We start from the raw sequence: 26,470 nt of genomic DNA, 5'->3' as shown, positions 1-26,470 counted from the left end.
CGACGGCCGCCGAGGACGTGAACGTCCTCGACTGGTTTCCCTTCACCGAGGCGGAACTCCAGGCGGCCGGAGCTACGGCCCAGGCCTTCGCCGAGGCCTACGGAACCATCGACTACACCCAGTCCCCCGAGAGCTACTACGCCTCGATGGAGGAACTGGCCACCGCCGAGTTCGCCGAGGTACTGGCCGACACCAACCGGGTCGGTGCCTTCTGGTCGCAGATGTCCGAAGCCGAGGCCGTCGCCGAGGGGCGGGCCCAGGTCGATTCGGTGCGGACCTTCGGCGAGGACGCGATCACCTTCGTCGTGACCGCGCAGTCCATCACCGAGACCGGAAGTGCGGAGTTCGACGAGGAACTCGGTGAGTTCGCCATCACCGTCGTGCGCGGCGGCGACTCCTGGAGGGTCTTCGACTTCCAGCCCGCCGATGTCGGACAGTTCGGAGGAGAGGAGTGACCCCTTGATCTCCCTTTTCACCCGCCGATCCTCTGATCGGGGTGCCGCGGGGCTCTGGTTCGGTGGAGCCGTCGCCGTCGCGGTCGCGATGATGACCCTTTTCGCGATGCTGGTGATCCCCGTGATCAGCAATACGACCGAACAGGTCGGTTCCATGCTGTCGAACGGTCTGGTCTGTGATCCGGACGCGGACGCTGAACAGCCGGACACGAGCGGTTACGCGCAGGACTCCATTCCGGAGAACTACCTGGAGATCTACCGGGAGGTCGGGGAGGACCGCGGGATCCCGTGGAACATCCTGGCGGGGGTCGGCCAGGTGGAGTCCCACCACGGGCGCTGGGAGGGGCCTGGGATCACCGAGGGCCACAACGACTGGGGTGCGGCCGGGCCGATGCAGTTCGGATCCCTGGACGGTTCCGCGGCGGGCAACAGCTGGGGCGGTGAGCCCGTGCAGCCCGTGGATGAGCGTCCGGAGGAGGGGTACGGGATCGACGGCAACGGCGACGGGATCGTCAACGTCTACGACCCCGCAGACGCCATCCCGGCCGCTGCTGACTACCTCATCGCTCACGGGCTCAAGGAGGACGTTCGGCAGGCCATCTACGGCTACAACCACGCCTGGTGGTACGTGGACGACGTGTTGGAGTGGGCTGAGCAGTACGCGGACGGAGAGTTCAACACGTCGGGTTCCATCCAAACCGCTGTCACATGTCAGCTGGACGCTGAGGGGACGCTGATCGGTAGCGCCCCTGACGAGTTGACGCAGGCCGTCGTCGACTGGGCCCTGGACCAGCGAGGGAAGCCGTACATCTGGGGTGGCGTCGGACCCGTGGGTTTTGACTGCTCCGGTCTGATGCAGAAGGCCTACCAGAGCATCGGTGTCACCATCCCGCGTATCTCCCAGGACCAGTGGAGTTTTGGCCCCAGAATCCCTGCCGGTGAGGAGCAGCCCGGTGACCTGGTGTTTTTCAATACTGTGAGTGTAGAGGGCAGGAACCCGCCGGGGCATGTGGGAATGGTGATCGGCGACGGGCTGATGGTTGAGGCCTGGTGCACCGACTGTGGACCGATCGCGGTGCGCGAGTACGATGACCCCAGTCGTTCGGAAATCATGGGTTTCACCCGTCCGCTTGAGCACCCGGATGTGCAGGCCCAGCTGGAGGCACAGAGCAGTCGTGGTTGACCAGAAGGCACCGCCAAAGAAGCAAGGGGACAAGCAGGGACTGCACGGGTGGAAGGCCGCGCTTGCGGTCTTCGGGTGCGGAACCCTCGCAGCTTTCGGCGCCTTCGGAGTCGTTGTCGCTATACTCGGGACGTTTATTTCTACCTTTTCATCAGGCTTTGGTTCGGAAGAGCAGGGTTCTGATGCTGTTGATTCCATCGCTGCTCGGCCAACTGCTCCTCGCGATGAGTTTCTTGCAGAAAAGTTCGATCTCTGTGAGATCATTGATTCGATATCTGCGATCCAGCTCAGTATGACTTCTGGTTCTGAGGAGCCGCAGGATGAATCTATCGATGGTGGCCCTCCGGCCGAGGATAATCTTGTTCGTTCTGGTTCGTGTGGTGGGATTGTCAGGCCAGAGTCAACGTACACGGTCCCTTGGGAGTTCGAGTTCTCCTACCGTGCTGTGATCTACTCTCCTAATGAAGATCGAGACGAGTTGGCTCAGGCTGACTTGCAAGATTGGGTCGAGGAGATTGAATCCTCTGGGCTCACCATTGAGGAGAGTGGCTCATACCCGATGGTTGACGAAGCCCACTACTTTTACGGCGCACCGGAGAGTGGAGTTGGTAACTTCTATACCGTAGTCGCCAGGAAAAGGAGTGGCGTTTTCATGGTTAGCTTGACTTCTGAAGACGGTGCTTCGCCCGAGGAATTCTCTTACGAGGTCATGAAGCTGGAGGCCCGTTTGGATAACGACCTCGGCAGCATGATTCCTCGATGAAGTAACGGGGCCGAACAGGGGCCGAGCACTGGAGCTCCGGTATGAGGTGGTGGGCATGGCCTGCTCTTGATGGCCATGGGGAACGGAGAGGGCGCGCGTCCTTCGGACTACGGAGTGGGGCTTGCGGGGATCAGGCGACTCCGGCCATGAAGTGGTGGCGGCACAGGGTGGCGTACGACTCGTTTCCACCGATGTGCACCTGCTCACCCTTGTAGACCATCACCCCGTCCACCACACGTGCGTTGTGGGTGGCGCGGCCCCCGCACCAGCAGCGTGCGGACACAGGCAGCACCTCGATCTTGTCGGCCAGCTCCACCAGCCGCTTCGAGCCTGGGAACAGCTGCCCCTGGAAGTCGGTGAGGATCCCGTAGCAGTACACGTCGATCCGCATGCCGTCCACCACGCCCGCGAGCTGGCCCACCTGTTTGAAGGACAGGAACTGGGCCTCGTCGCAGATGACGTAGGAGGCCTTGCGGTCGGCGATGTCGTCGTACAGGTCCAGGTCGTCGCCCACCTCGATGGCGGGGGACTCCAGACCCAGCCTGGACGAGATGATGCCCGATCCGGCGCGGTCCTGCTTCGTGTAGAGCACTCCCTCACCACCGCGTGAGTGGTGCTCCTGGAGGGCCATCGTGCTCTTGCCCGAGTTCATCGAACCTGTGAAGTACTTCAGCTCCGCCATGTCTCTTCCTGGGTCGCGGGCGCTGGCGCTGTCGGCGGCTCGGGCTTCCTGCCGTGGCCAGCAGCGAACATACCAGTGACGTGCCTGACCTCCCGAACCGTACCGAACCGCCACCAGCGTCTCCTCTCCCCATCCCCCGGAAGGGCTTCCCCGGGTATATGGACAATCACCAATGGAAGGGACACTTTCGGTCGTGGATTCGCTTGTTGCTGTCCAGGCCGAAAACGCAAGTGGCAGATATGGTCACTGCGAATTCCTCGTGCTGATGCGCGTCGTCGCCGGATGAGGCGGTGTCGGCAGGTGTATGAGGAGCACGCGAATCTGTGTGGAGGCGGGCGCACGGTGCAGTAGTTGAACCTGGTTCGATATATTTGGTTGCCCCATGTCCGAATCGGTCGGAGGCGGGAAAGGCGGAGGGGGAAGTGGCATTGCGGCGTGATCAGGTCACCCGGGCTGTCGAGAGTCGGTGGTTCGCCAACACCATGCTCACGGTGATTCTGGTCAACGCGGGGATTTTGGGCTGGATGACTTATGAGGATTCCGCCTTTCCTTATTTGGTGACCGTCGAGCACGTCGTCATCGGGATCTTCGTCATCGAGATGGCCCTGAAGATCTACGCCCGGCGGGGCGGGTTCTTCCGGAGCGGCTGGAACTGGTTCGACTTCCTGGTGGTCGTGGTCTCGGTGGTTCCGGACACCGGCCCGTTCGCCGTGCTGCGCATCCTGCGGGTGCTGCGGATCCTGCGGGTGATCACCGCGATCCCGCAGATGCGGCAGATCATCACCGCGTTGTTCAGGTCCGTGCCGGGGCTGGGCACGGTGATCGGTCTGCTCCTGGTGGTCATCTACACCTCGGCGATCATCGGCCACCAGCTGTTCGCCGGTACCGTGCCGGAGTTCTTCGGCGACCTGGGCACGTCGCTGTACACGATGTTCCTGCTGATGACCACGGAGGGCTGGCCGGACGTCTCGGCCGCCGTGCTGGAGCACTATCCGATGGCGTGGATCTTCTTCGTGCTCTACATCGTGATCACGGCGTTCGTCATCCTGAACCTGGTCATCGCGGTGATCGTGACCTCCCTGGAGCAGGAACTCAGCGAGGCCCGCTGGGCGGAGGACCAGGCGGTGGAGGAAGTCCAGCACGAGGCGGTCATGGCACGGCTGCTGGAACTCGGACAGCAGGTCGAACGCCTGGAGCTGAGGCTGCGCGAGCGGGATGGGGCGGCTGTCGGTGACGCCTCCCCGAAAGCCGGGCGTGAGGACACCGCGTACTCGGCTTCCGGTTCACCCGAGTAGCGGGGAGAGTCCTGACGCCGGATCACACTTCGAGGAGTTCACGGAAGCAATGAAATCTGCTTTGCGCATCTCAGGGTGAAGGGAACTTCGAGAATGAGAAGAAGAAATTCTATCCTTGCGTTGGCCGTTCTTCCTCTGCTGGCATCGTGTTCTGTTTTTCCTGGCTGGGGAGATCCTGAGGTTGACCACGTAACTCTCTCCGAGCCTGCCGAATCTCTTGATGTTCCTGCGAACGTGGGCTCTGTGGGTTGGACCTGGAGTTCCCCGGAAGAGACAGGTATCCAGCATGTCAGCCCCATCTCCTACGGACTGGTGGTATCCATTTCCGACGGTGTTGTCGGAGTGAGCGGAGGCACTGGGGAAGAGCTCTGGAGGTACAGGCGTCTGGGTGAACGGTTGACGGGTGCGAGCGTCACTCCGGACGGGGAGACCGTGGCTGTGTCGTACAGCGCTCACGACGGAGAAGCCGAAGGCGAGGAGGAGCCTCATCCTCTTCATGAGGTTGTGCTCCTTGACTCTTCCACTGGAGATATCAAAGGAACTCAAACTGTAGAGTTCGCAAACATGCCATTCGCTGATTCCGGGGTTTCTTCGTACGCTTCAGGTGACGAACAGCTGGGTGTGCTGTCCAATAGTTCTCGGATTATTTACCGAGGTGATGGTCGAGGGGAGGGAGAGATTGTATCCCTTGGGCTGGAAGACGACGAAGAGCTCTGGAGCGTAACCCCGGCTCAGAGTGGTGGAAGCGAGAGAATGTTTTTCGTCGCCAGGAGTTCTGTAGTCTCCCGTGGTGTGCTGGTGACGTCCAGTAATTTTGTGGATGAGAGCGTTCTGGAGCCTGGGGGCTTGAGTGGGACGAAGAACCACACACTTGCTCTGATCGGAATTGATGTCGAAACCGGGTCTGAGCTATGGCGGCATGAGATCGAAGCGAACGAAGGTATCGACCTCACTCCTTTCAAGCTTGGGGTCGCGCATGGTTCAGGTATGGTCGCGGCAGTTGCCAGTGGTTATGGCTACCGTGAAGAATTTCTGCTGGACCCGACGACCGGTGAAGTTCTCACGGACGCGGAATTTTTCACGGGGGAGGATGACGCTGTGGTCGGAATCCTTGAGGAAGCCATCGTGAGTGCCCGAGGAGTTTCCGATGGTGATGAGTATGAGTATTCCTATTCCGACTTGTCTGGTGAAGTGCAACATGCTGTAACTGTCCCGGCGCCTCTGGGTCGGGGGAAGGATATATTTATCCTGGCGATGGAGGGTTCGGTCGCGTGGCTGGACGTTAACGAACAGGCAGCCGATGGATTGTCTTGGGGCCCAGCACAGTTGGTGGTTACTGATTGGGATGATGGTGAATCGCGTGTGATTGATCTGGGTATCGAAGTGCAGCGGAGTCCGAACGAAGATGAATCATTGGGGGGTAGTTCTGCGCTGACTCCCACACCTAAATCCATGGCCCTCGTTCCTGGTGCCCTGGTGGTCACAGAGGGCCTGGATGGGGAGGACAACGAGCCGTCCCGTCGTCTTGTCGGTCTTGTTCCCTAGACAAGGTCGGGAACTCGTGGAGGCCGGTTGATGTCCCAGAGTCATCACATGCCGGTCTGTCCCCCGGAGCTGCTAGGCATGGGGGACATCCCACCCCCTGAGGAGAGAGTTCCTATGCCTGAGCTCACCGAGTTCGCCGGTCTGCCCGTGGTCGAGTTTCCCAGCAGCGGCACGGACGAGGAGCGGATCGTCCGGGCCCGCGAGTGGGGCGGGGACCCGCACGCTCCCGGCTCCGTGGCTTGGCGGCTGCGGTACGACGGCGAGGCGTGCGCGGAGCACTTCGCCCGTTTCCTGTCCGTGGTGGACACCGAACGGGTGCGGGCACTGGTCATCGGCGACTGGGAGGCCGCAGCCGGAGGTCAGTACGAGATCGCGCACCTGTTGGCCGAGCAGGCCGACAAGCTGCCGAACCTGCGTTCCCTCTTCTTCGGCGACATCGACGGCTCGGAGTGCGAGCTGTCCTGGATCGACCAGCCCGACCTGGCGCCGCTCGTGGCCGCCTTCCCCCGGTTGGAGGAACTGGCGGTGAAGGGCGCCGACGGCATCGACGGCGAGCTCGGACTGCGCGTCCCCTCACACGACTCGCTGCGTTCCCTCACCCTGGAGACCGGTGGGCTGCCCGCTCGGGTCGTGCGCGAGGTGGCCTCCTCCGGGCTGCCCGCGCTGGAGCACCTGGAGTTGTGGCTGGGGATGCTGCACTACGGCTGTGACACCTGGCCGTCGGACCTGGGGCCGGTGCTCTCGGGCGAGGGGTTTCCCCGGCTGAGGTACCTGGGTGTGCGTAACGCCGAGACGTTGGACGGGTGGGTTCCGGCGCTGGCCGACGCGCCCGTGCTCAAGCGTCTGGAGGTGCTCGACCTGTCGTTGGGCGTCCTCACGGACCGGGGTGGTCGGGTGCTCGTGGACCGGGCGGAGGCCTTCTCGGGGTTGCGCGCGCTCGACCTGCACCACCACTACCTGAGCGAGGGGATGGAGGAGCGGGTGCGGGCCGCGTTCGCCGGGGTCGGGGTCGAGGTCGACCTGTCCGACCGGTTGGAGCCCGAGTACCACGGGGACGATGACGAGCCCTTCTACTACACCGCCGCGTCCGAGTAGCCCGGCCGTTCCCGGCCGGGGAGTCGGTCCGACCACCGGTGCTCCGTCTCCGATCAGGGATCAGCCCGCGACCAGCGGGGGAACGAGGTAGACGATCTCGAAGGCCTCGTAGACCGCGCCGACGACGAACAGCACCAGCGCGGGCAGGCTCAGCCAACCGACCTGCCGCAGCCCGCGGACGTACCCCTGCCGATGGTCGCGGGCGCCGACCGTCCCGGGGCGCAGCCAGGCCCTCCCGAGGAGGTGGGCGGCGAGCATGACGAGGGCGTAGGCCTGGAACTCGATGAGGATCGTCAGGGAGTGCGGGATCAGGATCCTCGCCGTGACCCCGTCGACCGGGGCGAGGGTCACACCGAAGGTGAACGCCCTGTACGCGAAGGCGGCGATGCCGAGGAAGGGCACGACCATCGAGGGCAGCAGGATCGTCAGCACGGCGACCGTCAGCACGTTGACCGCGAGGATGGTCAGGCTGAACAGCCAGACGTCGCTGAGCAGCGACACCACCAGGTCCGCGGTTCCGTCCTCCTGCTGGGAGGCGAGCCGCGCGGCGTTCAGTTCGGGGAAGGCCAGCGCCGCTCCCATGCCGACGAAGAACAGGCCGTAGACGATCGCGTTCATCACGAGGTAGGCGCGCAGGTGTGCGCGGATGATCCGGAAGGGTGCGCGAAGGTGGCGCATGCGTCGTACTCCATGGTCGTGATGCTCGGGATGGTCGGGAAGCCGTGCGGCCCGGCACCGCTCCGGGCCGTGCCCCGGAGCGGGGCCACGTGCGGTGCGGGGGTGGCTGATCAGCCGCTGCCATCCAGGAACGCGTTCCAACGCAGTCGGGTCGCGCGTTCCACACTGGCCACCGCGGCGCAGAGACCGAGCGCGACGTTGAGCCAGGTCGGCGGGTCGACGGGTGGGGCGAAGGCGCCGAAGCGCTGGGTCACCGGGGGGATCTGGGCAACCGCCTCGAGGACCTGGAGGAGGACGAGGGTGAGGGGAACGATGAGCATGAGCAACGACAGGCCCCCGATCCAGCGGCTCAACGCCGGGTGCTCGCGGTCGAGGCGGGCACGGCGTCCCTCGGCGGAACGCCTGTCCGGAATGAGCTGGTGGACGGCTCCCTCCTCGGTGACGTAGTGGCAACGCTTGAGCCCGAAGACCGTGGACACCACCTCGATCGTTCCTCCCGGTACGGGGAAGACCGCGGGGAGCGTGGACTCGGCGTGATGCCTGCCGTCGAGGTGGAGGTGGGCCCTGCCTCCGCCGTCCTCGGTCAGGACCTGCTGCCAGTACGGGACGTCGACGGCGTAGACCACCTGGCGTCCGTCGTCGTTCGTCAGGGGGAGGTAGAGCAGCGCGCGGGAGAGCGGCTGCCACGCGCGGAAGCGCTTCAGCGGACGTCCGTTTCCGGCCTTGACCCGCCGCATGGCCTTGCGCCGCTTCCGGTCCTTGATCATCTCGGGCTCCGTGTCGTTTCGCGAACGTCGGCGCGCTGTGCCGGTCCGGAACCCGTCCGCGTTCGTCGCGGTCGAGGACGCACCAGGCACGCGGGGTCGTGAACCGCTCACGACCGTGACGGTCCCCAGTACACGGTCTGCCCTTGGGGCAGGGTCAACCGTCTCGTCGCGACGCGCCGGACGCGGAGGTGTCCGGGCCGGGACGGGCGGGGATGAGTCGACGGTGTCCTTTCCGGTCCGCGGTCGCCAGCGAAGCGCGGGTCCTCGACGGGGCGCCTGGCCCTGTCCCCGGAGCAGGGCGTGGACCGTATGTGGGCGTGGGGACACCCGCGCTCACGGGGTGAGGGGAAGGTGTCGCATGGCGTGGAGTACTCAGCAGCTGGCCGAGCTCGCTGGCACGACGGTGAAGGCCGTCCGGTACTACCACGGGATCGGCCTGTTGGATGTACCGGAACGCAGGGCGAACGGATACAAGCAGTACGAGGTCTCGCACCTGATCCGTCTGCTCCAGATCAGGCGGTTGAGCGACCTGGGCGTCCCGCTGTCGGAGGTGGCGGCGATGGGACACGCGGACGAGGAATCGGACGAGGCGATCCGTGCGCTGGACGCGGAACTGGAGGCGACGATCGCGCGGCTCAACCGTGTCCGGGAGGAACTGGCCGTCCTCCTGCGCCACCGCGCGCCCGCGTACGTTCCGCCCGCGTTCGCCCGGATCTCCCGGGACCTCTCCGAGAGGCAGCGGTCCCTGCTGATGGTCTACTCGACCGTTCTCAGCGAGAGGGCCCTGGCGGAGTTTCGTGAGGTGATCAGCGAACCCGACGACACCGAGCAGGAGTTCGAGGCCCTTCCTCCGGACGCGGACGGCGCCACGACGGACCTCCTGGCGGAGCGCATGGTGCCAGTCGTCCGCAGGGCGAACGAGAGGCACCCGTGGTTGAGGGATCCGACGGCGGACGCACCGCGTGGCGCGGAGCACGCCGAGCGGACGATGGCCCATGCGCTGGTGCAGTTGTACAACCCCGCGCAGCTGCGCGTCCTGAAGCGCGTGCATGAACGCCTCCAGGAGGAGGACCCGGGCGTGACCGACGCCGCACCCTGACACCCGGAAGACCCGTGGGGCGTGGGCGGACACCGGACCGGCGTCCCGGCAGGCCGCTGGAGCCGGGGTTGTCTCCCGGCACTGCTAGGCATGGGAAGCATTGCACCCCCTGAGGCCTGAGGAGAGAAAGTTCCCGTGGAGCACCTCACCGAGTTCGCCGGTCTGCCCGTGATCGAGTTTCCCTTCAAGGAGAAGGGCCGGAGATGGCAGCAGGAGCTTCGGCGGCTCCAGGAACGGGGCGAGAACCCTTCGGTCCCGCCCTCCGCGGCCTCCGCCGCCTGGCGGCTGCGGATCCTCTACGGAGAGAGCCAGGAAGAGGGCGAAGAGGCCGCGTACTTCGCCCGTTTCCTGGACGAGGTGGACGCCGAGCAGGTGACGGCTCTGGTCATCGGCACCTGGGGGGATTCCGCTCAAGGAGATCTGTGCGAGGCCGTGGAGTTGCTGGTCGAGCACGCCGACGCGCTGCCGAACCTGCGTTCGCTCTTCGTCGGTGACATCTACTTCGAGGAGTGTGAGATCTCCTGGATCACCCATGATGACCTGGCGCCGCTCGTGGTCGCCTTTCCCCGGCTGGAGGAACTGGTCGTGAGGGGCGCGGACGGCATGGGCGGGAGCGTTCTCGGGTTGCACGTGCCCTCGCACGACTCGCTGCGTTCCCTCACCGTCCAGACCGGTGGCCTGCCTGGCCGGGTCACACGCGAGGTGGTGTCCTCGGGGTTGCCCGTGTTGGAGCACCTGGAACTGTGGCTGGGGGTGGACGAGTACTCCGGTGACACCGTGCCGGCGGATCTGGCGCCGGTGCTCTCGGGGGAGGCGTTTCCCCGGCTGCGGTACCTGGGGGTGCGTAACGCCGAGAAGGCGGACGAGTGGGTTCCGGTACTGGCGGAGGCACCCCTCGTCCGGCGTCTGGAGGTGCTCGACCTGTCGTTGGGCGTCCTCACGGACCGGGGCGGCCGGGAACTCGTGGATCGGGCCGCTGCCTTCTCGGGGTTGCGCGCGCTCGACCTGCACCATCACTTCCTGAGTGAGGAGATGGTGGAGCGGGTGCGGGCCGCGTTCGCCGGGTCCGGGGTCGAGGTCGACCTGTCCGACCGGCAGGAGGCCGAGTACAGGGACGACGGGGAAGGCTACTGGGACTACTACACCGCCGCGGCCGAGTAGCCCGGCCGCGTCGGCCGTGCCCGGCCCGTACCAAGAGTGGGCAAGGGCTGTGCGTGATCGCCCGTCGCCGCGTGTACTCATGGGCGGGTTCGGGCAGTGGGACCCCGGCAGGGGAAAGCACGACACCGAGGAGGTTGTCATGGCTTCGGAGCCGGAGAGCCCGCTCAAGGACAAGAACTACAACCTGGTCTGGGCGCTGCACCAGTCGCTGGAGAACGTGTGGCGTCTGGAGACCTACATCAAGGACGCCGAGAGCCAGGGCGACGAGGAGCTCGCCCGGTGGTTCCGCCGGATCCAGGAGAACAACCAGAAGGCCGGTGACCAGGGCAAGAAGCTGCTCGTCGAGCGCATCCAGAAGGAGAACGGCTGAGGTAGCGCCTCTCCTTCGGACCCTGGTGAGGGCGTCCCCGGCGGTGACCGGGGACGCCCTCACCCGTTCCGGAGTGCTGGGCGCGGAACTCAGTTCGCGCTACAGGAGACCGTCGGCCAGGTCCAGTTGCCGTTGTGCTGGATGGTCACGCCCCAGTTGTTGCCGTTGCCGTTGGGCGTGGCGGTCAGCACCTGGGAACTGGGCCAGTCGGCGTTGATGTTCCAGGTGGCGATCATCTCGGCGGGCTCGGGGACGTTCATCGTCACGGTCCAGTCGCTGGCGCCGCTGACCGAGACGTTGAGGTTGTACCGGTCGCTCCACTGCTCACCCGCGGACAGGGTCGCGGTGCAGCCACCGCCGCCGGGGTCGCCGCCCCCGCCGTCGTCGCCGCCTCCGCCGGAGGAGCCCAGCGTGACGTTGGAGCTGCCGCTGCTCTGGTAGCCCTCGGTCGCCATGATCATGTAGTCGTGGCTGCCCAGGTTCATCCCGGCGCGGGCCCACGCGTCGAAGTGGTTGCCGGTGGTGATGGTGCCGCTGGACCTCCTGGACTGGCGCACGCTCCAGTACTGGGGGAAGGTCTGGGTGCCGTCGATGGAGGGGGCGTCGTAGCGCATCGTCCGGTAGATGTCGTACGTGCCGCCGTCGCTGTTGACCGTGCCCATGTGGGTCCCCGTGGGTCGGTAGGAACCCCAGTTGTCCACGATGTAGTACTCCACGAGCGGACCCCTGGTCCACCCGTAGAGGGTCAGGTACGAGTTGCCGGACGGGTTGAAGTCGGCCGAGTACTCCACGGTCCGGCGTCCGCCGGTGGCCCAGCCCTTACCGGCGACGAAGTTGCCGGTGTTGCTCCAGGAGGTGCTGTAGTTGCCACCGGAGCCCAGCTCCATGGAGACCGTGCCCTGGCTGTCGGTCCAGAACGAGTAGAAGTAGCCGTCGTGGTTGCCGGTCTGGTTGGTGGTGATGGCCGCGCTGGCGGTGCCGGGCAGCAGCGCCATGGTCGTGACCAGCGCGGTCGCGACGGCGCAGGCGCNTCTGGTGCGGCTGGGGCTGCCGTGTCCTCGGGTTCTTGGGGGTGCGGGGGCGTTGCTCATGTGTGTGCTTCCTTCTGACGAAGGCTTGTGGGGGGTAGGCGGCGTGGTACGACCCGGTGGTGCCCGTCGGCGGCCGGGGGTGGTGGCCTCCGCGCATGGTCGTCGTACAACGCGACGGAACGTCGGTCGCCGTGCGGCCCCCGCCCCGGCGCCCAGGCCGCTGGGGGTGACCTGGAGGGACGGTGGGTCCGTCGGTAGCGACAGTGTCCGTCTGACTCCACCGCGTTGTCAATAATTTCCGGAAGATTCCGGATATCTTCTCGGCCCCGAGAGTTTCGTGGCGCCATCGTGACTGCTCACAGGTGTGTGCCTCGTTCGGGCATGGGGATGGATGCCGAAAGTTTCGGATCGCTTTCGGAAAGGAGGGACGGCGCGGTGGACGGCGAACGCGGTCACCCGGACCACCCCGTCGGCGGGGCGGGTGGACCGGTCGTAGGATCCTGACGCCCCGGGGCCCTGGGACCGACCCTCGCCCGGCCGATCCGTCAGGAGGTGACGGACTCCACGAGCACGCTCCGCTCGCCGGGCTCCTCGGGACGCAGGGACCGGGCCGTGTCCATCAGGTCCGTGGCCGTTCCCGGCGGCGGGACCAGGCTCGCGACCGTGCCGTCGTCCAGGCGCGTCCGCAGCTCGCTCGGGTGACCGTCGCCGTGGTGCACGACCACCGCGTCCCCCAGGTCGCGGCACCACGTCCCCGGGAACTCGCACCCCGCGAGGACGCCCGCCCTCTCGGAGCGCCTGTCGTCCCAGGTCAGCACGTGCAGCGGCGCACCGTCCCCGTTCCGGTACGTCAGCCGCAGCCCGTGGTGCACCTCGTGCACCTGGCTCAGCGACCAGTCCGGGTCGTCCAGCACCGCGATGGTCTGCTCGAACGACATGATCTGCGTGCGCGAGCGCTCCTCGGCCGCCCGCTCACGGACCAGCTCGGAGGCCGCGGGCAGCGCCGCGACCAGCCCCGCGCTCACCGCCACGGCGGGCAGCAGCCCCGGCTGCCAGCGCCCGGTCCTCCGGTGGGCCAGCATCGACGCGCCCATGCCCAGGGTGGCGATCGCCCCGCTCAGGAACGCGATGTTGACGGTCGTGCCCCCGGGCAGCGGCGTGAACGCCGGGGCCAGGAACGTGGCGACCACGGGAGTGGCCATGGCGGTGGCCGTCACCAGGGCGGACGACGCCACGGGGTGGTGTACTCCCGATTTCTCCAGCCACTGGAACCCCAGCCAGAACATCAGCAGGATGGCCCCGGCGACCACGGGAGCGAGCAGCAGGACCCCCTGACCCGCGCCGCTCATCGTCAGGGCACGGGCGGTGTTCCACATTCCGACGGGGAACAGGGACATCAGCGGGGCGCCCACCAGGCACAGGAGGAGGATCGCGCCGACCGCGGCGGCCCGGGGTCGGCCCATGGGCGTTCGCGGCAGCACACCGTCCATCAGACCGGATCCACCTCCGGTTTGCCACGTTACGCCGGTGTTGCCTTGGGGGACAGATGTGCAAGGTGGGATTTCCCTTGACCCTGGGTGCCACCGGACCGGTACCGGGTCACGGCTGGTCCACCGTCCTCTCCGCGGGCGTTCTGGAAATCCCCATGGGACGCACGCCCCGTCTCCGGTGAGCAGCCGCTCCGTTCCCGCGCCGACCGTTCGGGCGGTCCCACACCGTCGGCGGGCCATGCGGGCCGGTCGTCAGGTCCGGACGTCCCGAGCCGGGGCGTGGACGGGGACCACGGGCGGCCGCACGTGGCGGCCTCCGCCACCCGGCCGCACACGACCCTCCGGACGCCCCCGCGCTACTCGCCCAGTTGGCGGCGGAACGGCCTGCGGGCGGCGTTGAACTGCGCCCAGCTGGGATCGAGCTGGCTGCGCAGCTTCACCTCGCCCTCGGACCAGTCCGTCAGCACGGCCTCGAACTCGGGCAGCACACCCGACTCGGGATCCAGGTAGTAGCGGTAGTCGCGCCTGCCGCCCACGGTCTGGCGCATGAACAGCGCACCGTTGTCCCCCAGCACACCCGTGATCCGGGCCTCCAGGTCGTCCAGGGCCGAGGCGGAGGCGCCGGTGGGCAGCTTGTCCTCGTCCGTGTGCGTGTACGGCACGATCACCTGCACGAACAGCGTGAACGCCGGGAAGTCGCGCCGGGTCACCGGGTGGCGCAGCAGGATCTCCACCGCGCCCTGCAACGGGATGCGGCCGTTCAGGGTCGCCCACCCGCCGACACCGCCGAGCAGGTCGGCCATCTGCCGCACCACGGCGGGCATCGACGTGGGGGACAGGGGATCCAGCGGCGGCTCGTCCAGCGGCGCCGTCCTGCCGACCCACCGGACCCGGTCGTCCTCGCCCAGCGCCAGCAGGGTGACGTGCTCGGCCACGTTCTCGCGGGTGCTCTCGGGCAGGAACATGTTGTCGGGGTGGTACACGCCCACCTCGATCTTCCCGGCGGCCTGGTCGACCCGCATGGACACCGACACGTGCGATAGGTCGAACTCGTGGTCGTCCAGTTGGACGGTGGCGGACAGCTGCTCGTGGTCGGCGGGGCGCACCGGCTGGAACGACCACTGGTCGTCCTCGGGCGCGGACCGCGACCAGCGCTCGGACTGGATGCGCGCCTCCTCCGACCCGCCCGGGCGCAGGGTCAGGGCGTAGGCGGGACCGCCGGTCAGCCGGGACGGGTCGTCCAGCGCCGCCAGCTGCTCCAGGAGCTTGTTCGGGTCCACGTCGGTCGACAGGTCCAGGTCCTCCAAGCCGCCGCCGCCCTTCTTCGGAGCGCGGCCCACCTCCCAGTCCAGGTCCGGATGGATCGCGTGCACCAGCGCGGTGACGCGCTCGGCGACCTCGGAGGGGACGGGCTGGCCCGACTCGACCGCGTCGGCCAGTGCCTCGCGCTCGGCGGGCCAGGCGTCCCAGAACGCGGCGAATGCGGTGGTGGAGTCGGCGGAGCGGCGACGACGGAACAGAGCCATGCTCCGATTTTCGCAGAACCGGACGACCACCCTCGCCGTTCGGGACCCCACGAGTCCCACGGGGACGCGGGGCGTCGTCCCGTGGCCGCCACCTCCGGCGGGCGCATACGCTGGACGCACTATGACTTTGCGTGTACTGGCCGCCATGTCGGGCGGTGTCGATTCCGCGGTCGCCGCGGCCCGGGTGGCCGAGGCGGGCCACGACGTCACCGGTGTCCACCTGGCGCTCTCCAAGAACCCGCAGTCCTACCGCACGGGCGCGCGCGGCTGCTGCACGGTGGAGGACTCCCACGACGCCCGCCGGGCCGCCGACGTCATCGGCATCCCCTTCTACGTGTGGGACATGTCGGAGGAGTTCGACCGCGAGGTCGTGCAGGACTTCGTGGCCGAGTACGAGTCGGGCAACACGCCCAACCCGTGCCTGCGCTGCAACGAGAAGATCAAGTTCGAGGCGGTGCTGGACCGGGCCGTCGCCCTGGGCTTCGACGCCGTGGCCACCGGCCACCACGTCCGCAAGCTCGACGGGCGCCTGGTGCGCAGCGTGGACGAGGCCAAGGACCAGTCCTACGTGCTGGGCGTGCTCACGGCCGAGCAGCTGGAGCACGCGGTGTTCCCGCTGGGGGACTGCACCAAGGAGGAGGTGCGCGCGGAGGCCGAGCGGCGCGGCCTGTCGGTGGCGGACAAGCCCGACAGCCACGACATCTGCTTCATCGCCGACGGCGACACCGCGGGCTTCCTCAACCGGCGCATCGGCGAGCGGCCGGGGTCCATCCGGGACGAGGACGGCAACGTCGTGGGCACGCACAACGGCTCGCACGCCTTCACCGTGGGCCAGCGCAAGGGCCTGGGGCTGGGCGGCGCCGCGCACCCGCGGTACGTGCTCTCCATCGAGCCGGTGGAGAACACCGTCACGGTGGGGCCGCGCGCGTCGCTGCGTGTGGACGGCATCACCGGGACGCGTCCGGTGTGGAGCGGCTGCGAGCCCCTGACCGAGCCGACCGACTGCCACGTGCAGCTGCGGGCCCACGGGGAGGTGTACCCGGCGAGCGTGTGGCAGCGCGAGGGGGCGGACGGGCCCGAACTGGTGGTCCGGCTGGCCGAGTCCGCCACGGGTGTGGCCACCGGCCAGGCGGTGGTGGTCTACGAGGGTGACGCCGTGCTGGGTTCGGCCACGATCTCCGCCACGTCCAGGGAGGGGGCCGCCGTCTGAGGCGTCCCGGCCCCCTCCCGGGGTGTGCCCCGTCGGACAGTGGGACGTGCCACCCGGCCCGGGACTCGTGACCTCTTGCCGAAGTTAGGTAAGGCATAGCATAGTTACGGGCGAGGTGAGGGGGCCTGCCCATGCCGGAGTTCGATTTCCTCGACGGTCAGCCGTTCTGGATCGTCTACTTCACGCTGCTCGGCGTGGTGCTGTGCCGTGCCCAGGCCACGTACTGGATCGGCCGTGGGCTGGGCGCCGGCGTGACCCGCAGCCGCGTGGGCGCCAGGCTCGGACCGCGCCTGGAGACCGCCCGTCGGCGCATCGACCGCTACGGCGCGCCCGTCGTCACGCTGAGCTTCTGCACCGTCGGCGTGCAGACCGCCATCAACCTCTCCGCGGGCGCCATGCGCATGCGCTTCCCGCGCTACCTCGCCGCGATGTTCGTCGGCTCGCTGATCTGGGCGGGTCTGTGGGGCGTGGTCATCGGCGGAGTGGTGGGCACCTGGCTGACCCTGTTCCTGGAGTCGCCGTGGATGGCGCTCGGCGTGTGCGTGCTCGCCGCGGCGGTCGTGGCCCTGCTGGTCCTGCGCGCCCGCCGCCGCTCCCGCGTGGACGGGCCGGGAGACGCCTCCGCCGACCGGGGTGAGGCGTCCGCCGACACGCCGGAGGGGGACGGCGGCGCGGATTCCCGCGACGTTCCCACGGAACGGGCGCGTTAGCGGACTGGCCGGAAACGTTTCCGGTGTGACGCGTGGGTTCTGACCCGTGCTGTTCCCGTACCTACGGCGAGTCCCGGGTGTCGGGCCTCGCCACAGGTACGAGTTCACGCTGAACAGGCGGGCCAGCCGACCTTCTTCGGTCATCGACCCACCGTCGCGACGGCGGGTCGGATGGGAACCCGCACGGAGCCGTGGGCCACCGGGGTGGCCGGAGCGGCGGGCACTCCGACGACCGACGAAGCGGGCGGGCACCGCGGCCGGAGGCGCCGGCAGGGGGCGAGGGGCCCACCGCGATCCCCCGGGGCGGCTCGGCGTTGCCCTAACCTTGGGCGATGTGAGCCAACAGCACTCCTATCCCTGGCCCGACGCCTCCGCCACCGGGATCGGTTCCTGGCCCGGCGAGGACCCCGACGAGGCCGTGCGCACCATCCTCGGTGAGCTTCCCGACCTGCCGCACCTGCCCGAACTGCCCGCGCGCGGTGTCGGCGCCGACATGGTCGGCCGCACCAGCGGCCTCCTGGTGGAGTTCCCCGTCGAGGTCCAGCCCACCGGGTGGCGGGTCGCCGACACGCCCGGACGCGACCTGCGCCGTGCGGCCAGCTTCATGTCCCGCGACCTCGACACCCTCACCGAGCACGCCCACGGCTTCACCGGCCTGCTCAAGGTGCAGGTCGCGGGGCCGTGGACCCTGGCCGCGTCGATCGAGCTGCGCAACGGCCAGCGCCTGGTCTCCGACCCCGGAGCCTGCCGCGACCTGGCCGAATCCCACCTGGAGGGCGTTCTGGCCCACCTGGCCGAGGTGCGCGGACGGGTTCCCGGGGCACGGATCCTCGTCCAGGTGGACGAACCCTCACTGCCCTCGGTCCTGCTCGGCTCCCTGNNCGCCTGCCCGCCGTGGACCGGGTCCGCGTCGAGGCCGACCTGCGCGTCCTCTTCGCCGCGGTCGCCGACACCGGGGCCGTGCCCGCCGCGCACTGCTGCGCCCCCGGCGTCCCCGTCGACCTGCTGCGCCGCAGCGGAGCGCGGGCGCTGAGCCTCAACGCCCTCCTCCTCACCCGCGACCACGACGAGATGATCGGCACGGCCGTGGAGGCGGGCGCCGGACTCATGCTCGGAGTGGTCCCCTCCACCGGTGACGGGACCCCCGCGCAGACCGCCCGAATGTCGGACCCCGCCGCTACCGTCGATCCTGTTCGCGAGTTGTGGAACAGGCTGGGATTCTCCCCCGACCTGCTCTCCCGCGCGGTGGTCACCACGCCCACGTGCGGGCTGGCGGGCGCCTCACCCGGCCACGCGAGGGCGGCCCTGGACGCCTCCCGCGCCGGTGCCCGGGTCCTGCGGGACGAGCCCCGCGGGTAGCGCCCGCGGCCCGCGACCGCAGCAGGCGAGCACGAGAGCAGAAAGGTACCGAGTGAGCGCGCCCGACACCACCACCGACATCCCCGACGAGGTACGCGCCCGCCACACCGAGCTGTGCCAGGAACTGGACGACCACAGTTACCGGTACTACCTGGGCAGGCCGGTGATCTCCGACGCCGAGTACGACACCCTCATGCGCGAGCTGGTCGGCATCGAGGAATCCCACCCCGCGCTGGTCACCCAGGACTCGCCCACCCAGAAGGTCGGCGCGCCCCTCAGCACCGACTTCGCCGAGGTCGAGCACCTGGTGCGGATGGAGAGCCTGGGCAACGCCTTCGACGTCGACGAGCTCAACACCTGGGCCGACCGGACCAGCGCCGAGGTCCCCGTCACCGGCTACCTGTGCGAACTCAAGATCGACGGGCTGGCCGTGGACCTGGTGTACGAGAAGGGGCGCCTCGTGCGCGCCGCCACCCGCGGCGACGGCCGGGTCGGCGACGACATCACCCTCAACGTGCGCACCATCGCGGCCGTACCCGAGCGCCTGGACGAGAGCGTGCGCCCCGCACCGGAGCTGCTGGAGGTGCGCGGTGAGGTCTTCCTGCCGGTGGAGGACTTCGGCAGGCTCAACGAGCGCATCACCGCCGCGGGCCAGACCCCCTTCGCCAACCCGCGCAACGCCGCCGCCGGATCCCTGCGGCAGAAGGACCCCCGCGTCACCGCCACCCGTCCGCTGTCGATGATCGTGCACGGCGTGGGCGCCCACACCCCGGCCCGGGACGGCGGGGAGGACGTGAGGTTCACCNGGGGGAGTGGGGGCTGCCGCTCAGCGACCGCTACCGCGTCGTCGCCACCATGGACGAGGTCCGCGAGTACGTGTCCTACTACGCGGCCCACCGCCACGAGCCCGCCTACGAGATCGACGGCATCGTCATCAAGGTCGACGACTTCGCCCTCCAGCGGCGCCTGGGCTCCACCAGCCGCGTCCCGCGCTGGGCGATCGCCTACAAGTACCCGCCCGAGGAGGTCACCACCCGACTGCTCGACATCAAGGTGGGCGTGGGCCGCACCGGGCGCGTCACCCCCTACGGCGTCATGGAACCGGTGGTCGTGGCCGGGTCCGAGGTCGAGTTCGCCACCCTGCACAACGCACGCGAGGTCGATCGCAAGGGCGTGCTCATCGGCGACACCGTCGTGCTGCGCAAGGCGGGTGACGTCATCCCCGAGATCGTCGCGCCGGTGGTCGACCGCCGCGACGGCACCGAGCGCGCGTTCACCATGCCCGAGTTCTGCCCCGAGTGCGGTACCAGGCTCGGCCAGCAGAAGGAGGGCGACGTCGACCTGCGCTGCCCCAACGCCCGCTCCTGCCCCGGCCAGCTGCGCGAGCGCCTGTTCTTCGTGGCCAGCCGCAAGGCCCTGGACATCGAGGCGCTCGGCTACGTGGCCGCCACCGCGCTCACCCAGCCGTTGGAGCCCGCCCGGCCGCCGCTGGGCGACGAGGGCGACCTGTTCGACCTCACCGTCGACAAGCTGCTGCCCATCCGCACCTACGTGCTCGACCCCGACACCACCGAGCCCAAGACCGACCCCAGGACGGGCGAGCCCAAGGTGGTGTCCTTCTTCGCCAACAAGAAGGGCGAACCCAAGAAGACGGTCGAGAAGCTCTTCGAGCAGCTGGAGGAGGCCAAGTCCAAGCCGCTGTGGCGGGTGCTGGTTGCGCTGTCCATCCGGCACGTGGGGCCGCGAGCGGCAGAGGACCTGGCCCGCCACTTCCGCTCCATGGACGCCATCCGCGCGGCGAGCGAGGAGGAGTTGGCGGCGGTCGACGGCGTCGGACCGACCATCGCCGCCTCCATCCGGGAGTGGTTCGCCGTGGACTGGCACACCGAGATCGTCCGCAAGTGGGCGGAGGCCGGGGTGCGCATGGAGGACGAGGACGACGGCTCCAGGCCGCGCCACCTGGAGGGGATCACCGTGGTGGTGACCGGCTCCCTGGAGGGCTTCACGCGTGACGGCGCCAAGGAGGCGATCGCCGAGCGCGGCGGACGGGCCACGGCGTCGGTGTCGAAGAAGACCGGTTTCGTGGTGGTCGGCGACAGCCCCGGATCCAAGTACGACAAGGCCGTCAAGCTGGGCGTGCCGGTCCTGGACGAGGAGGGCTTCCGCGTCCTGCTGGAGGCCGGTCCGGACGCGGCGGCCGTCAAGCGCCTCAACCCCGAACCCGAGGAGTCCGGGGCGGCCGACGCCTGAGGGGCGGAGGTTCGGGTGACCACGGCCGCGGGACCCCGGTCGCGCCGGGCCCGCGGCCGTGTCGGACCCGCGTACCTTTTTGGTGATCTCCCACTCTCGCGGCCTTCGCCTTGGTTAACTGATAGTCCCGGGCAAGCGACAGTTGGTGACGAAACCGCGTAAGGTGGACGGTAATGCGTGCGATGTGAGCGCATCCGAAAACCAGGATTCCGGTCATGAGGGGTGGCCGGACCCTGGAGACTCCGNCCCCGGCCCCGCCATACTCCGCGGCCCCCTCGCGAGGACCATGGATGAAGAATCCACACAGCACACGGGACATCGGTCCCCGGGCCGGGACACCGCTCTGGCTGTACATGCTGGGCACCACGGTGGCCGGAGCGGGCCTGCTCGTCGTCTCCGGGCTCGGTCTGAGCCCGGGCGAACTGCGCGTGCTCGCCGCCGAGCCGCTCATCTGGGTGCTGCTGTGCATGATCGTGCTGGGGCAGCTGAGGCCCATCTCCATTCCCGGCCAGGCTCCAGGCGACGGCGCACCCACCTCTTTGCCCTTCTCCTTCGCGCTCGTCATCCTCCACGGTCTGCCCGTGGCCGCCCTCGTCCAGGCCACCGCGACCGTCACCGCCGGGATCGCACGCGGACACGCGCCCCACCGCATGGCGTTCAACGCGGCCCAGTACACGCTCTCCCTCGGCGTCGCCGACGCGATCCTGCGCCTCCTGCTTCCCGGCGTCATCGAGAACGCCTGGTTCCCCGCCGTGGGCGAGCTCTTCGCCGTCGCCCTGGCCGGAACCGGCTACTTCGTGGTCAACCGCGTCCTGAACCTGTGCGCGGTGGCCATGCACGAACGCGTCCCCCTGCGGCAGGCCATGTTCAAGGGGCTGGCCGGACAGGTCCGCGTCAAGGGCGTCCTGCTCAGCCTCGCCCCGCTCGTGGTCGTGGCCGCGACCCACTCGGTGCTCTACGTGCCGCTGTTCGGCCTCCCGCTCGGCGCGCTGTACACCAGCGCCCTGCTCTCGGCGAAGCGTGACCACCAGGCCAACCACGACGAACTCACCGGCCTGGCCAACCGCAAGCTCCTCACCGTCCGCGCCCAGCGGGAGATCGCCCACGCCCACCAGCACGGCGGCAGCGTCGGTCTGCTCCTGCTCGACCTCGACCGGTTCAAGGAGGTCAACGACACCCTCGGGCACCCCACCGGCGACCGCCTCCTCCAGACCGTCGCCCGGCGACTCACCCACAGCGTCCGCCCCGGCGACCTCGTCGCCCGGCTCGGCGGCGACGAGTTCGCCGTCCTGCTGCCGCAGGTCGGCGACACCACCTCCGCCAGCGAGGTCGCCGCCCGGCTGCGCGGGTCCCTCGCCGAACCGGTCCGCCTGGACGGCATGGACTTCGACCTCCAGGCCAGCATCGGCATCGCCCTCTTCCCCCGGGACGCGCCCGACTTCGAGCACCTGATGCAGCGCGCCGACGTGGCCATGTACGTCGCCAAGGCCGACCGCACCGGCGTGGAGCCCTACGACCCCGGCAAGGACCGCAACTCCACCGCACGGCTCAGCCTGTACACCGAGCTGCGCCGCGGCCTGTCCGAGGGCGCCCTGGAGATGCACTACCAGCCCAAGGTCGACCTGGGAGACGAGCACCCCATCGGCCTGGAGGCCCTCGCGCGCTGGCGCCATCCCAGCCGCGGGCTGCTCACCCCCGAGGAGTTCATGCCGGTGGTGGAGCAGTCCAACCTGCTGCGCGCCTTCACCAGCCAGGTCCTGGACATCACCCTGGCCCGCGCCGCCCAGTGGCGGGCCGAGGGCCTCGCCCTACCCGTCGCCGTCAACCTCGGCGTGCGCGAACTGCTCGACCCCACCCTGCCCGCCACCGTCGCCTCCGCGCTGCGCGAGCACGGCGTACCGGCCGACCGGCTCGTCCTGGAGATCGGCGAGTCCGCCCTGATCGCGGACGCCGACACCGCCACCGTGGCCGTCCAGCGGCTCCACGACCTCGGTGTGGGCCTGACCCTGGACGACTTCGGCACCGGCCACTTCACCCTCGCCCAGCTCGCGGGGCTGCCCCTGGACGAGGTCAAGATCCACGAGTCCTTCACCACCCGCCTGGTGGACCGGTCCGACAGCGGCCACACCGTGGTCCGCGCGGCCATCGCCCTGGTCAAGGCGCTGGGCATGCGCGCCACCGCCGAGGGCGTCCAGAGCGGCGAACTCGCCCGCGCCGCACGTGACACCGGCTGCCACGCCGCCCAGGGGCACTACTTCTCCGCGCCGCTGACCGCCAGCGAGGTCGCCGACTGGATCGCCGCGCACGACGGCGGGACCGCCGCCGACGCCCGCGTCTGAGCACGGGGCGGGGGGATTCCGTGGTCGTGCGCGGCGCGGGACCCGGGTCTCCACCGCATCCGGGGAGAAGCGGTCCGTGCCGCCCCCGATGGCGAGCGCGGCGCGGGGCCCGGGCCGCGCCGGACGGGACGGCCTCCCAGAACCCCCTTCGGGCTTGCGTCGCCCTGTTTCCCCTCAGGCGCCCTCCGACGAGCGCCTGTCGGTTCGGGGACCGTCCTCGGAGGCGTGGAGTTCCGCGTTGATGCGCTGGGCCTCCTCCAGCTGGTCCTCCAGGATGATGATCCTGCACGCGGCTTCGATCGGGGTGCCCTCGTCCACGAGCTCGCGGGCGCGAGAGGCGATCCTGAGTTGGTAACGGGAGTAACGGCGGTGCCCGCCCGCCGAGCGCAGGGGCTCGATCAGCCGGGCATCACCCAGAGCGCGCAGGAAGGCCGGTGTGGCACCGATCATCTCCGCCGCGCGGCCCATGGTGTAGGCGGGGTAGTCGTCATCGTCGAACCGGTCTTCGGTCTCGGGACGGGACAAGCGTTTCTCTTTCTCTCCTGATCGCACGCCGAGGGCCCCAGCGCCGTGTGGCGCCGGGGCCCGAGAGTTCAATACCACCTACCGGCCGTTGCCGGTCTTCCGCTTCCCGTCGTCAAGCCGGGACGGGATCGCGGGGATCGCGGTTGTGTGACCGTGGACCACCTTCTTCCGAACCGGGGCCTGCGGTACCCGAGTGGAACATCCCCACACCCGGGCGATCCTCGATGGCATCTACTCCTCTCGTTCTCACCGCGTGCACTTCGTTCCTGCTACGGCGTCCCCCGTGCGGGCGGGACACCGGTCCTACCGGCCCCCGGTGTCCTGAAGCACGTGCACACCGGTCGAGCCGACCTGCTCTGTTCCTGCGCGGTCCCTCCCGTGCGGGCGAGGAACCGCTCCTGCGTTACCACGGTCCTACCGGCTCCCGGCGCCGTCCAACACCTCTGCGCCGGTCGAGCCCTACCGCGTTCTCCTTGTTGCTACGGCGTCCCCCGTGCGGGCGGGACACCGGTCCTGCTCCCCACCGGCGTATCCGGTGGTCCACCTCGTGGATCTCTGTGGCTACGACAGGAAATGTATCAGCACCCCAGGCGGATGTCTACTGTGGCCGATGCAGATTTTGGCGTGTCCCGGGAGTAGGTACGCCCCGTGGCGCCTCAGCTCGCCTGGGCGTGGGCCGGGGCGCGCAGGAAGGCCCGCAGTTGCTCGGCCAGCGGTTCGTCGAGGCTGTTGGGCAGGCCCACGTGGCGCAGGTCCCGGCACGCCCGGTGGAAGGCGTCGGGGTCGCCGGTGAGGTCGGCGGTGGCGCTGTCGAGGTCCTCCAGCGCCTGACGGAGACGCCCGGGAGTGCTTTCCCAGGCGGCCTCGTAGGCCCGAAGGGCGCGAAGGAAACGCACACACGCCAGGTGGGTCGTCTCCCGGTGGTCGTGGCGCTGGAGGTGCTCGGCCACCGCGCGGGTTCTGCGAAGTGTGCAGGACATCGGATCACCGCTTCCTGGGGAGAGGGGCACGGACACCGCTCGGGTGCGGCGGCCCGGCCGGAGCCGGGCCGCCGGGATTTGGGCCCATGGTGTTCAGGCCTGGATGGTGCGGGGCTGGCCCTCGCCCCGGCTGATGCTGATCTTGCGCGGCTTGGCCTGCTCGGCGACCGGGATGCGCAGGGTCAGGACACCGTCGGTGTAGTCGGCCTGGATGGCGTCGGTCTCCAGCGTCTCGCCGAGGAACAGCTGCCGGGAGAAGGTGCCGGTGGGTCGTTCGGCGACCACCACCGACTCGCGGTCGCGCACGGTGTCGGGGCGCTCGGCGGTCACGGTGAGCACGTTGCGCTCGACCTCCAGGTCGATGGAGTCGGCGCGCACCCCCGGCAGGTCGAAGCAGACGACGAAGACGTCGCCGTCACGGTAGGCGTCGATCGGCATCGTGGCCGGTCGGGACGTCTCGCCCAGGATCCGCTGCGTGAGGCGGTCGATGTCCCGGAAGGGGTCGGTACGCATCAGCATCATGGAAACCTCCCTTGGCTCTACAAGAAAACCTGATGCGAGGTGACGCAAGTTTTATACCTCATGCTTGAGGGGATAAACAACCGTGTCCGGCAAAGGTTTTCTCAAGCGGAGAGGTAAGCTTCTGGGGTCAGCCGGTGGTCCCGTCGGGAAGGACGAGTCGATGACGAAACCGCGGTCGGGCCCTGCCCGGGGCCTGTACACGATCTCCGTGGCGGCGGAGTTGGCGGGTGTCGCGCCGCAGAGCCTGCGCTCCTACGAGGAGCGGGGCCTGGTCGCCCCGGCGCGTACCGAGGGCGGCACACGCCTGTACAGCGACGACGACATCGCCCGGCTGCGCAGGGTGGTCGAGCTGGTGGCCCAGGGCGTCAACATCGCCGGGGTCGGTCGGATCCTGGAGTTGGAGGAGGAGAACACCCGGCTGCGCGACGGTCCTCCGGAGGGCGGTTGAGACGGGTGCGGGCCAGCCCCGGCCACGGAGCGCCCGGGGCCGGGTCCGTGGTGGTCCCCGTCCGTGACCGGCGTCCGCCCCGGCCCGTGGACGGCGATCGGCGTCCGGCACCGGTACCAGCCCCGGAGCCATAGGATTGGGGGCGATAGTCCTTCCGCCGAAGAAACGGTTCAATCAATGACCGCCATCACCCGCGATGAGGTCGCACACCTCGCCCGGTTGTCGCGGCTGGCGCTCGACGAGAGCGAGCTCGACACGCTCGCCGCCCAGCTCGGTGACATCCTGACCGCCGTGGCCAAGGTGCAGGAGGTCGCCCAGGGTGACATCCCGCCCAGCTCGCACGCCCTGCCGCTGACCAACGTCTACCGTCCCGACGAGGCCAGGCCCGGCCTCGGCCACGACCAGGCACTGGCCGGAGCCCCCGCGGTGGAGGACCAGCGCTTCCGGGTCCCGCGGATCCTCGGGGAGGGTGAGTAACCGGTGACCGACGTCATCAGCCTGACCGCAGCCGAACTCGGCGAGGCCATCCGGGAGGGCCGGGTGTCCTCTGAGGAGGCCACCACCGCCTACCTGGACCGGATCGAGTCCGTGGACGGCGAGATCAACGCCTTCCTGCACGTGCGCCGCGAGACCGCGCTGGAGCAGGCCCGCGCGGTGGACGCCCGCCGCGCCGCGGGTGAGGAACTGGGCCCGCTCGCCGGTGTGCCGGTCGCCCACAAGGACGTGTTCACCACCAAGGACATGCCCACCACCGCCGCCTCCAGGATCCTGGAGGGCTGGCAGCCGCCCTACGACGCCACCGTCACCGCGCGCCTGCGCGAGGCCGGTCTGGTCATCCTGGGCAAGACCAACATGGACGAGTTCGCGATGGGCTCATCCACGGAGAACTCCGCCTACCAGGTCACCCGCAACCCGTGGGACACCGACCGCATCCCGGGCGGCTCCTCCGGCGGCTCCTCCGCCGCGGTGGCCGCGTTCGAGGCGCCC

23 protein-coding genes and 3 pseudogenes (1 of these 26 cut by a window edge) are annotated in these 26,470 nt (G+C 68.9%); 17 read left to right on the top strand and 9 right to left on the bottom strand.

Annotated features, from left to right (window positions below):
- The 3 genes from D455_RS0116340 to D455_RS33815 form a co-directional block, all read left to right on the top strand.
- The coding region (locus D455_RS0116340) for a hypothetical protein (RefSeq protein ID WP_017571793.1) at positions 1-455 on the top strand (455 nt) is incomplete at its 5' end.
- Positions 456-459: 4 nt separating this feature from the next.
- A complete protein-coding gene (locus D455_RS0116335) occupies positions 460-1,638 on the top strand; it encodes a C40 family peptidase (RefSeq protein ID WP_026122686.1) in 1,179 nt (392 codons plus the stop codon).
- A complete protein-coding gene (locus tag D455_RS33815; RefSeq protein WP_152487082.1) occupies positions 1,631-2,401 on the top strand; it encodes a hypothetical protein in 771 nt (256 codons plus the stop codon). Before D455_RS0116335 ends, D455_RS33815 begins: the two co-directional genes overlap by 8 nt.
- A gap of 130 nt (positions 2,402-2,531) precedes the next feature.
- On the opposite strand, the gene D455_RS0116325 is transcribed toward D455_RS33815, so the two are convergent.
- On the bottom strand, positions 2,532-3,083 hold the full coding sequence (locus D455_RS0116325; protein WP_017571790.1) for a thymidine kinase: 552 nt from the start codon (positions 3,081-3,083) through the stop codon (positions 2,532-2,534).
- 482 nt (positions 3,084-3,565) lie between these two features.
- Between D455_RS0116325 and D455_RS0116320 the strand changes: the two genes are divergently transcribed.
- The 3 genes from D455_RS0116320 to D455_RS0116315 all read left to right on the top strand — a co-directional run bounded on the left by D455_RS0116320 (position 3,566) and on the right by D455_RS0116315 (position 7,018).
- The gene (locus D455_RS0116320; protein ID WP_241480266.1) at positions 3,566-4,378 is read left to right on the top strand and encodes an ion transporter; all 813 of its coding nucleotides are present in this window, start codon (positions 3,566-3,568) and stop codon (positions 4,376-4,378) included.
- Positions 4,379-4,471: 93 nt separating this feature from the next.
- Positions 4,472-5,923 (top strand): PQQ-binding-like beta-propeller repeat protein, encoded by a 1,452-nt coding sequence (locus D455_RS33810; protein WP_152487081.1) that lies wholly within the window; start codon positions 4,472-4,474, stop codon positions 5,921-5,923.
- 114 nt (positions 5,924-6,037) lie between these two features.
- Positions 6,038-7,018, top strand: a complete 981-nt coding sequence (locus tag D455_RS0116315) for an STM4015 family protein (protein WP_017571788.1) — start codon at positions 6,038-6,040, stop codon at positions 7,016-7,018.
- A 60-nt stretch (positions 7,019-7,078) separates the two neighbouring features.
- Here D455_RS0116315 and D455_RS0116310 read toward each other — a convergent pair whose 3' ends face one another.
- Both D455_RS0116310 and D455_RS0116305 read right to left on the bottom strand, forming a co-directional pair.
- A complete protein-coding gene (locus D455_RS0116310) occupies positions 7,079-7,696 on the bottom strand; it encodes a stage II sporulation protein M (RefSeq protein WP_017571787.1) in 618 nt (205 codons plus the stop codon).
- Between the two features lie 110 nt (positions 7,697-7,806).
- Positions 7,807-8,463 (bottom strand): hypothetical protein, encoded by a 657-nt coding sequence (locus tag D455_RS0116305; protein ID WP_017571786.1) that lies wholly within the window; start codon positions 8,461-8,463, stop codon positions 7,807-7,809.
- A gap of 358 nt (positions 8,464-8,821) precedes the next feature.
- Between D455_RS0116305 and D455_RS0116300 the strand changes: the two genes are divergently transcribed.
- From D455_RS0116300 to D455_RS0116290, 3 genes are all read left to right on the top strand, one after another.
- Entirely contained in the window at positions 8,822-9,562 is a 741-nt protein-coding gene (locus tag D455_RS0116300; protein WP_026122685.1) for a MerR family transcriptional regulator, read from the top strand.
- Positions 9,563-9,697: 135 nt separating this feature from the next.
- Entirely contained in the window at positions 9,698-10,723 is a 1,026-nt protein-coding gene (locus D455_RS0116295) for an STM4015 family protein (protein WP_017571784.1), read from the top strand.
- Between the two features lie 139 nt (positions 10,724-10,862).
- Entirely contained in the window at positions 10,863-11,093 is a 231-nt protein-coding gene (locus tag D455_RS0116290; RefSeq protein WP_026122684.1) for a hypothetical protein, read from the top strand.
- Positions 11,094-11,182: 89 nt separating this feature from the next.
- On the opposite strand, the gene D455_RS0116285 is transcribed toward D455_RS0116290, so the two are convergent.
- From D455_RS0116285 to D455_RS0116275, 3 genes are all read right to left on the bottom strand, one after another.
- On the bottom strand, positions 11,183-12,184 hold the full coding sequence (locus D455_RS0116285; RefSeq protein ID WP_017571782.1) for a glycoside hydrolase family 11 protein: 1,002 nt from the start codon (positions 12,182-12,184) through the stop codon (positions 11,183-11,185).
- Between the two features lie 485 nt (positions 12,185-12,669).
- A complete protein-coding gene (locus D455_RS0116280) occupies positions 12,670-13,614 on the bottom strand; it encodes a hypothetical protein (RefSeq protein WP_017571781.1) in 945 nt (314 codons plus the stop codon).
- Between the two features lie 356 nt (positions 13,615-13,970).
- Positions 13,971-15,140: a DUF695 domain-containing protein gene (locus tag D455_RS0116275; protein WP_017571780.1), complete on the bottom strand. Its 1,170-nt coding sequence runs from the start codon at positions 15,138-15,140 to the stop codon at positions 13,971-13,973.
- Between the two features lie 121 nt (positions 15,141-15,261).
- Here D455_RS0116275 and mnmA point away from each other — a divergent pair, with 121 nt between their 5' ends.
- From mnmA to D455_RS0116250, 5 genes and pseudogenes are all read left to right on the top strand, one after another.
- Complete coding sequence (gene mnmA, locus D455_RS0116270) at positions 15,262-16,350, top strand: tRNA 2-thiouridine(34) synthase MnmA (protein ID WP_241480265.1); 1,089 nt, start codon at positions 15,262-15,264, stop codon at positions 16,348-16,350.
- Positions 16,351-16,481: 131 nt separating this feature from the next.
- Positions 16,482-17,060 (top strand): DedA family protein, encoded by a 579-nt coding sequence (locus D455_RS0116265; protein ID WP_017571778.1) that lies wholly within the window; start codon positions 16,482-16,484, stop codon positions 17,058-17,060.
- Positions 17,061-17,394: 334 nt separating this feature from the next.
- Positions 17,395-18,419 (top strand): annotated as a pseudogene (locus D455_RS30700) (methionine synthase).
- 52 nt (positions 18,420-18,471) lie between these two features.
- Positions 18,472-20,755, top strand: a pseudogene (gene ligA, locus D455_RS30695) (NAD-dependent DNA ligase LigA).
- Between the two features lie 204 nt (positions 20,756-20,959).
- Positions 20,960-23,008: a putative bifunctional diguanylate cyclase/phosphodiesterase gene (locus D455_RS0116250; RefSeq protein WP_017571774.1), complete on the top strand. Its 2,049-nt coding sequence runs from the start codon at positions 20,960-20,962 to the stop codon at positions 23,006-23,008.
- A gap of 174 nt (positions 23,009-23,182) precedes the next feature.
- On the opposite strand, the gene D455_RS0116245 is transcribed toward D455_RS0116250, so the two are convergent.
- The 3 genes from D455_RS0116245 to D455_RS0116235 form a co-directional block, all read right to left on the bottom strand.
- Positions 23,183-23,533: a MerR family transcriptional regulator gene (locus D455_RS0116245; protein WP_017571773.1), complete on the bottom strand. Its 351-nt coding sequence runs from the start codon at positions 23,531-23,533 to the stop codon at positions 23,183-23,185.
- Between the two features lie 656 nt (positions 23,534-24,189).
- A complete protein-coding gene (locus D455_RS0116240; RefSeq protein WP_152487080.1) occupies positions 24,190-24,513 on the bottom strand; it encodes a hypothetical protein in 324 nt (107 codons plus the stop codon).
- A gap of 93 nt (positions 24,514-24,606) precedes the next feature.
- Positions 24,607-25,035 (bottom strand): Hsp20/alpha crystallin family protein, encoded by a 429-nt coding sequence (locus D455_RS0116235; RefSeq protein WP_017571771.1) that lies wholly within the window; start codon positions 25,033-25,035, stop codon positions 24,607-24,609.
- A 160-nt stretch (positions 25,036-25,195) separates the two neighbouring features.
- Between D455_RS0116235 and D455_RS0116230 the strand changes: the two genes are divergently transcribed.
- The 3 genes and pseudogenes from D455_RS0116230 to gatA all read left to right on the top strand — a co-directional run.
- The gene (locus D455_RS0116230) at positions 25,196-25,483 is read left to right on the top strand and encodes a MerR family transcriptional regulator (RefSeq protein WP_017571770.1); all 288 of its coding nucleotides are present in this window, start codon (positions 25,196-25,198) and stop codon (positions 25,481-25,483) included.
- A 177-nt stretch (positions 25,484-25,660) separates the two neighbouring features.
- The gene (gatC, locus tag D455_RS0116225) at positions 25,661-25,960 is read left to right on the top strand and encodes an Asp-tRNA(Asn)/Glu-tRNA(Gln) amidotransferase subunit GatC (protein ID WP_017571769.1); all 300 of its coding nucleotides are present in this window, start codon (positions 25,661-25,663) and stop codon (positions 25,958-25,960) included.
- Between the two features lie 3 nt (positions 25,961-25,963).
- Positions 25,964-26,470, top strand: a pseudogene (gene gatA, locus D455_RS30690) (Asp-tRNA(Asn)/Glu-tRNA(Gln) amidotransferase subunit GatA); it runs 961 nt beyond the window's last position.

Source organism: Nocardiopsis halotolerans DSM 44410 (assembly GCF_000341065.1).
GTDB classification, from domain to species: domain Bacteria; phylum Actinomycetota; class Actinomycetes; order Streptosporangiales; family Streptosporangiaceae; genus Nocardiopsis; species Nocardiopsis halotolerans.
Note: the sequence above shows the minus strand (reverse complement) of the source record. Positions and strands in the feature narration are given on the sequence as shown.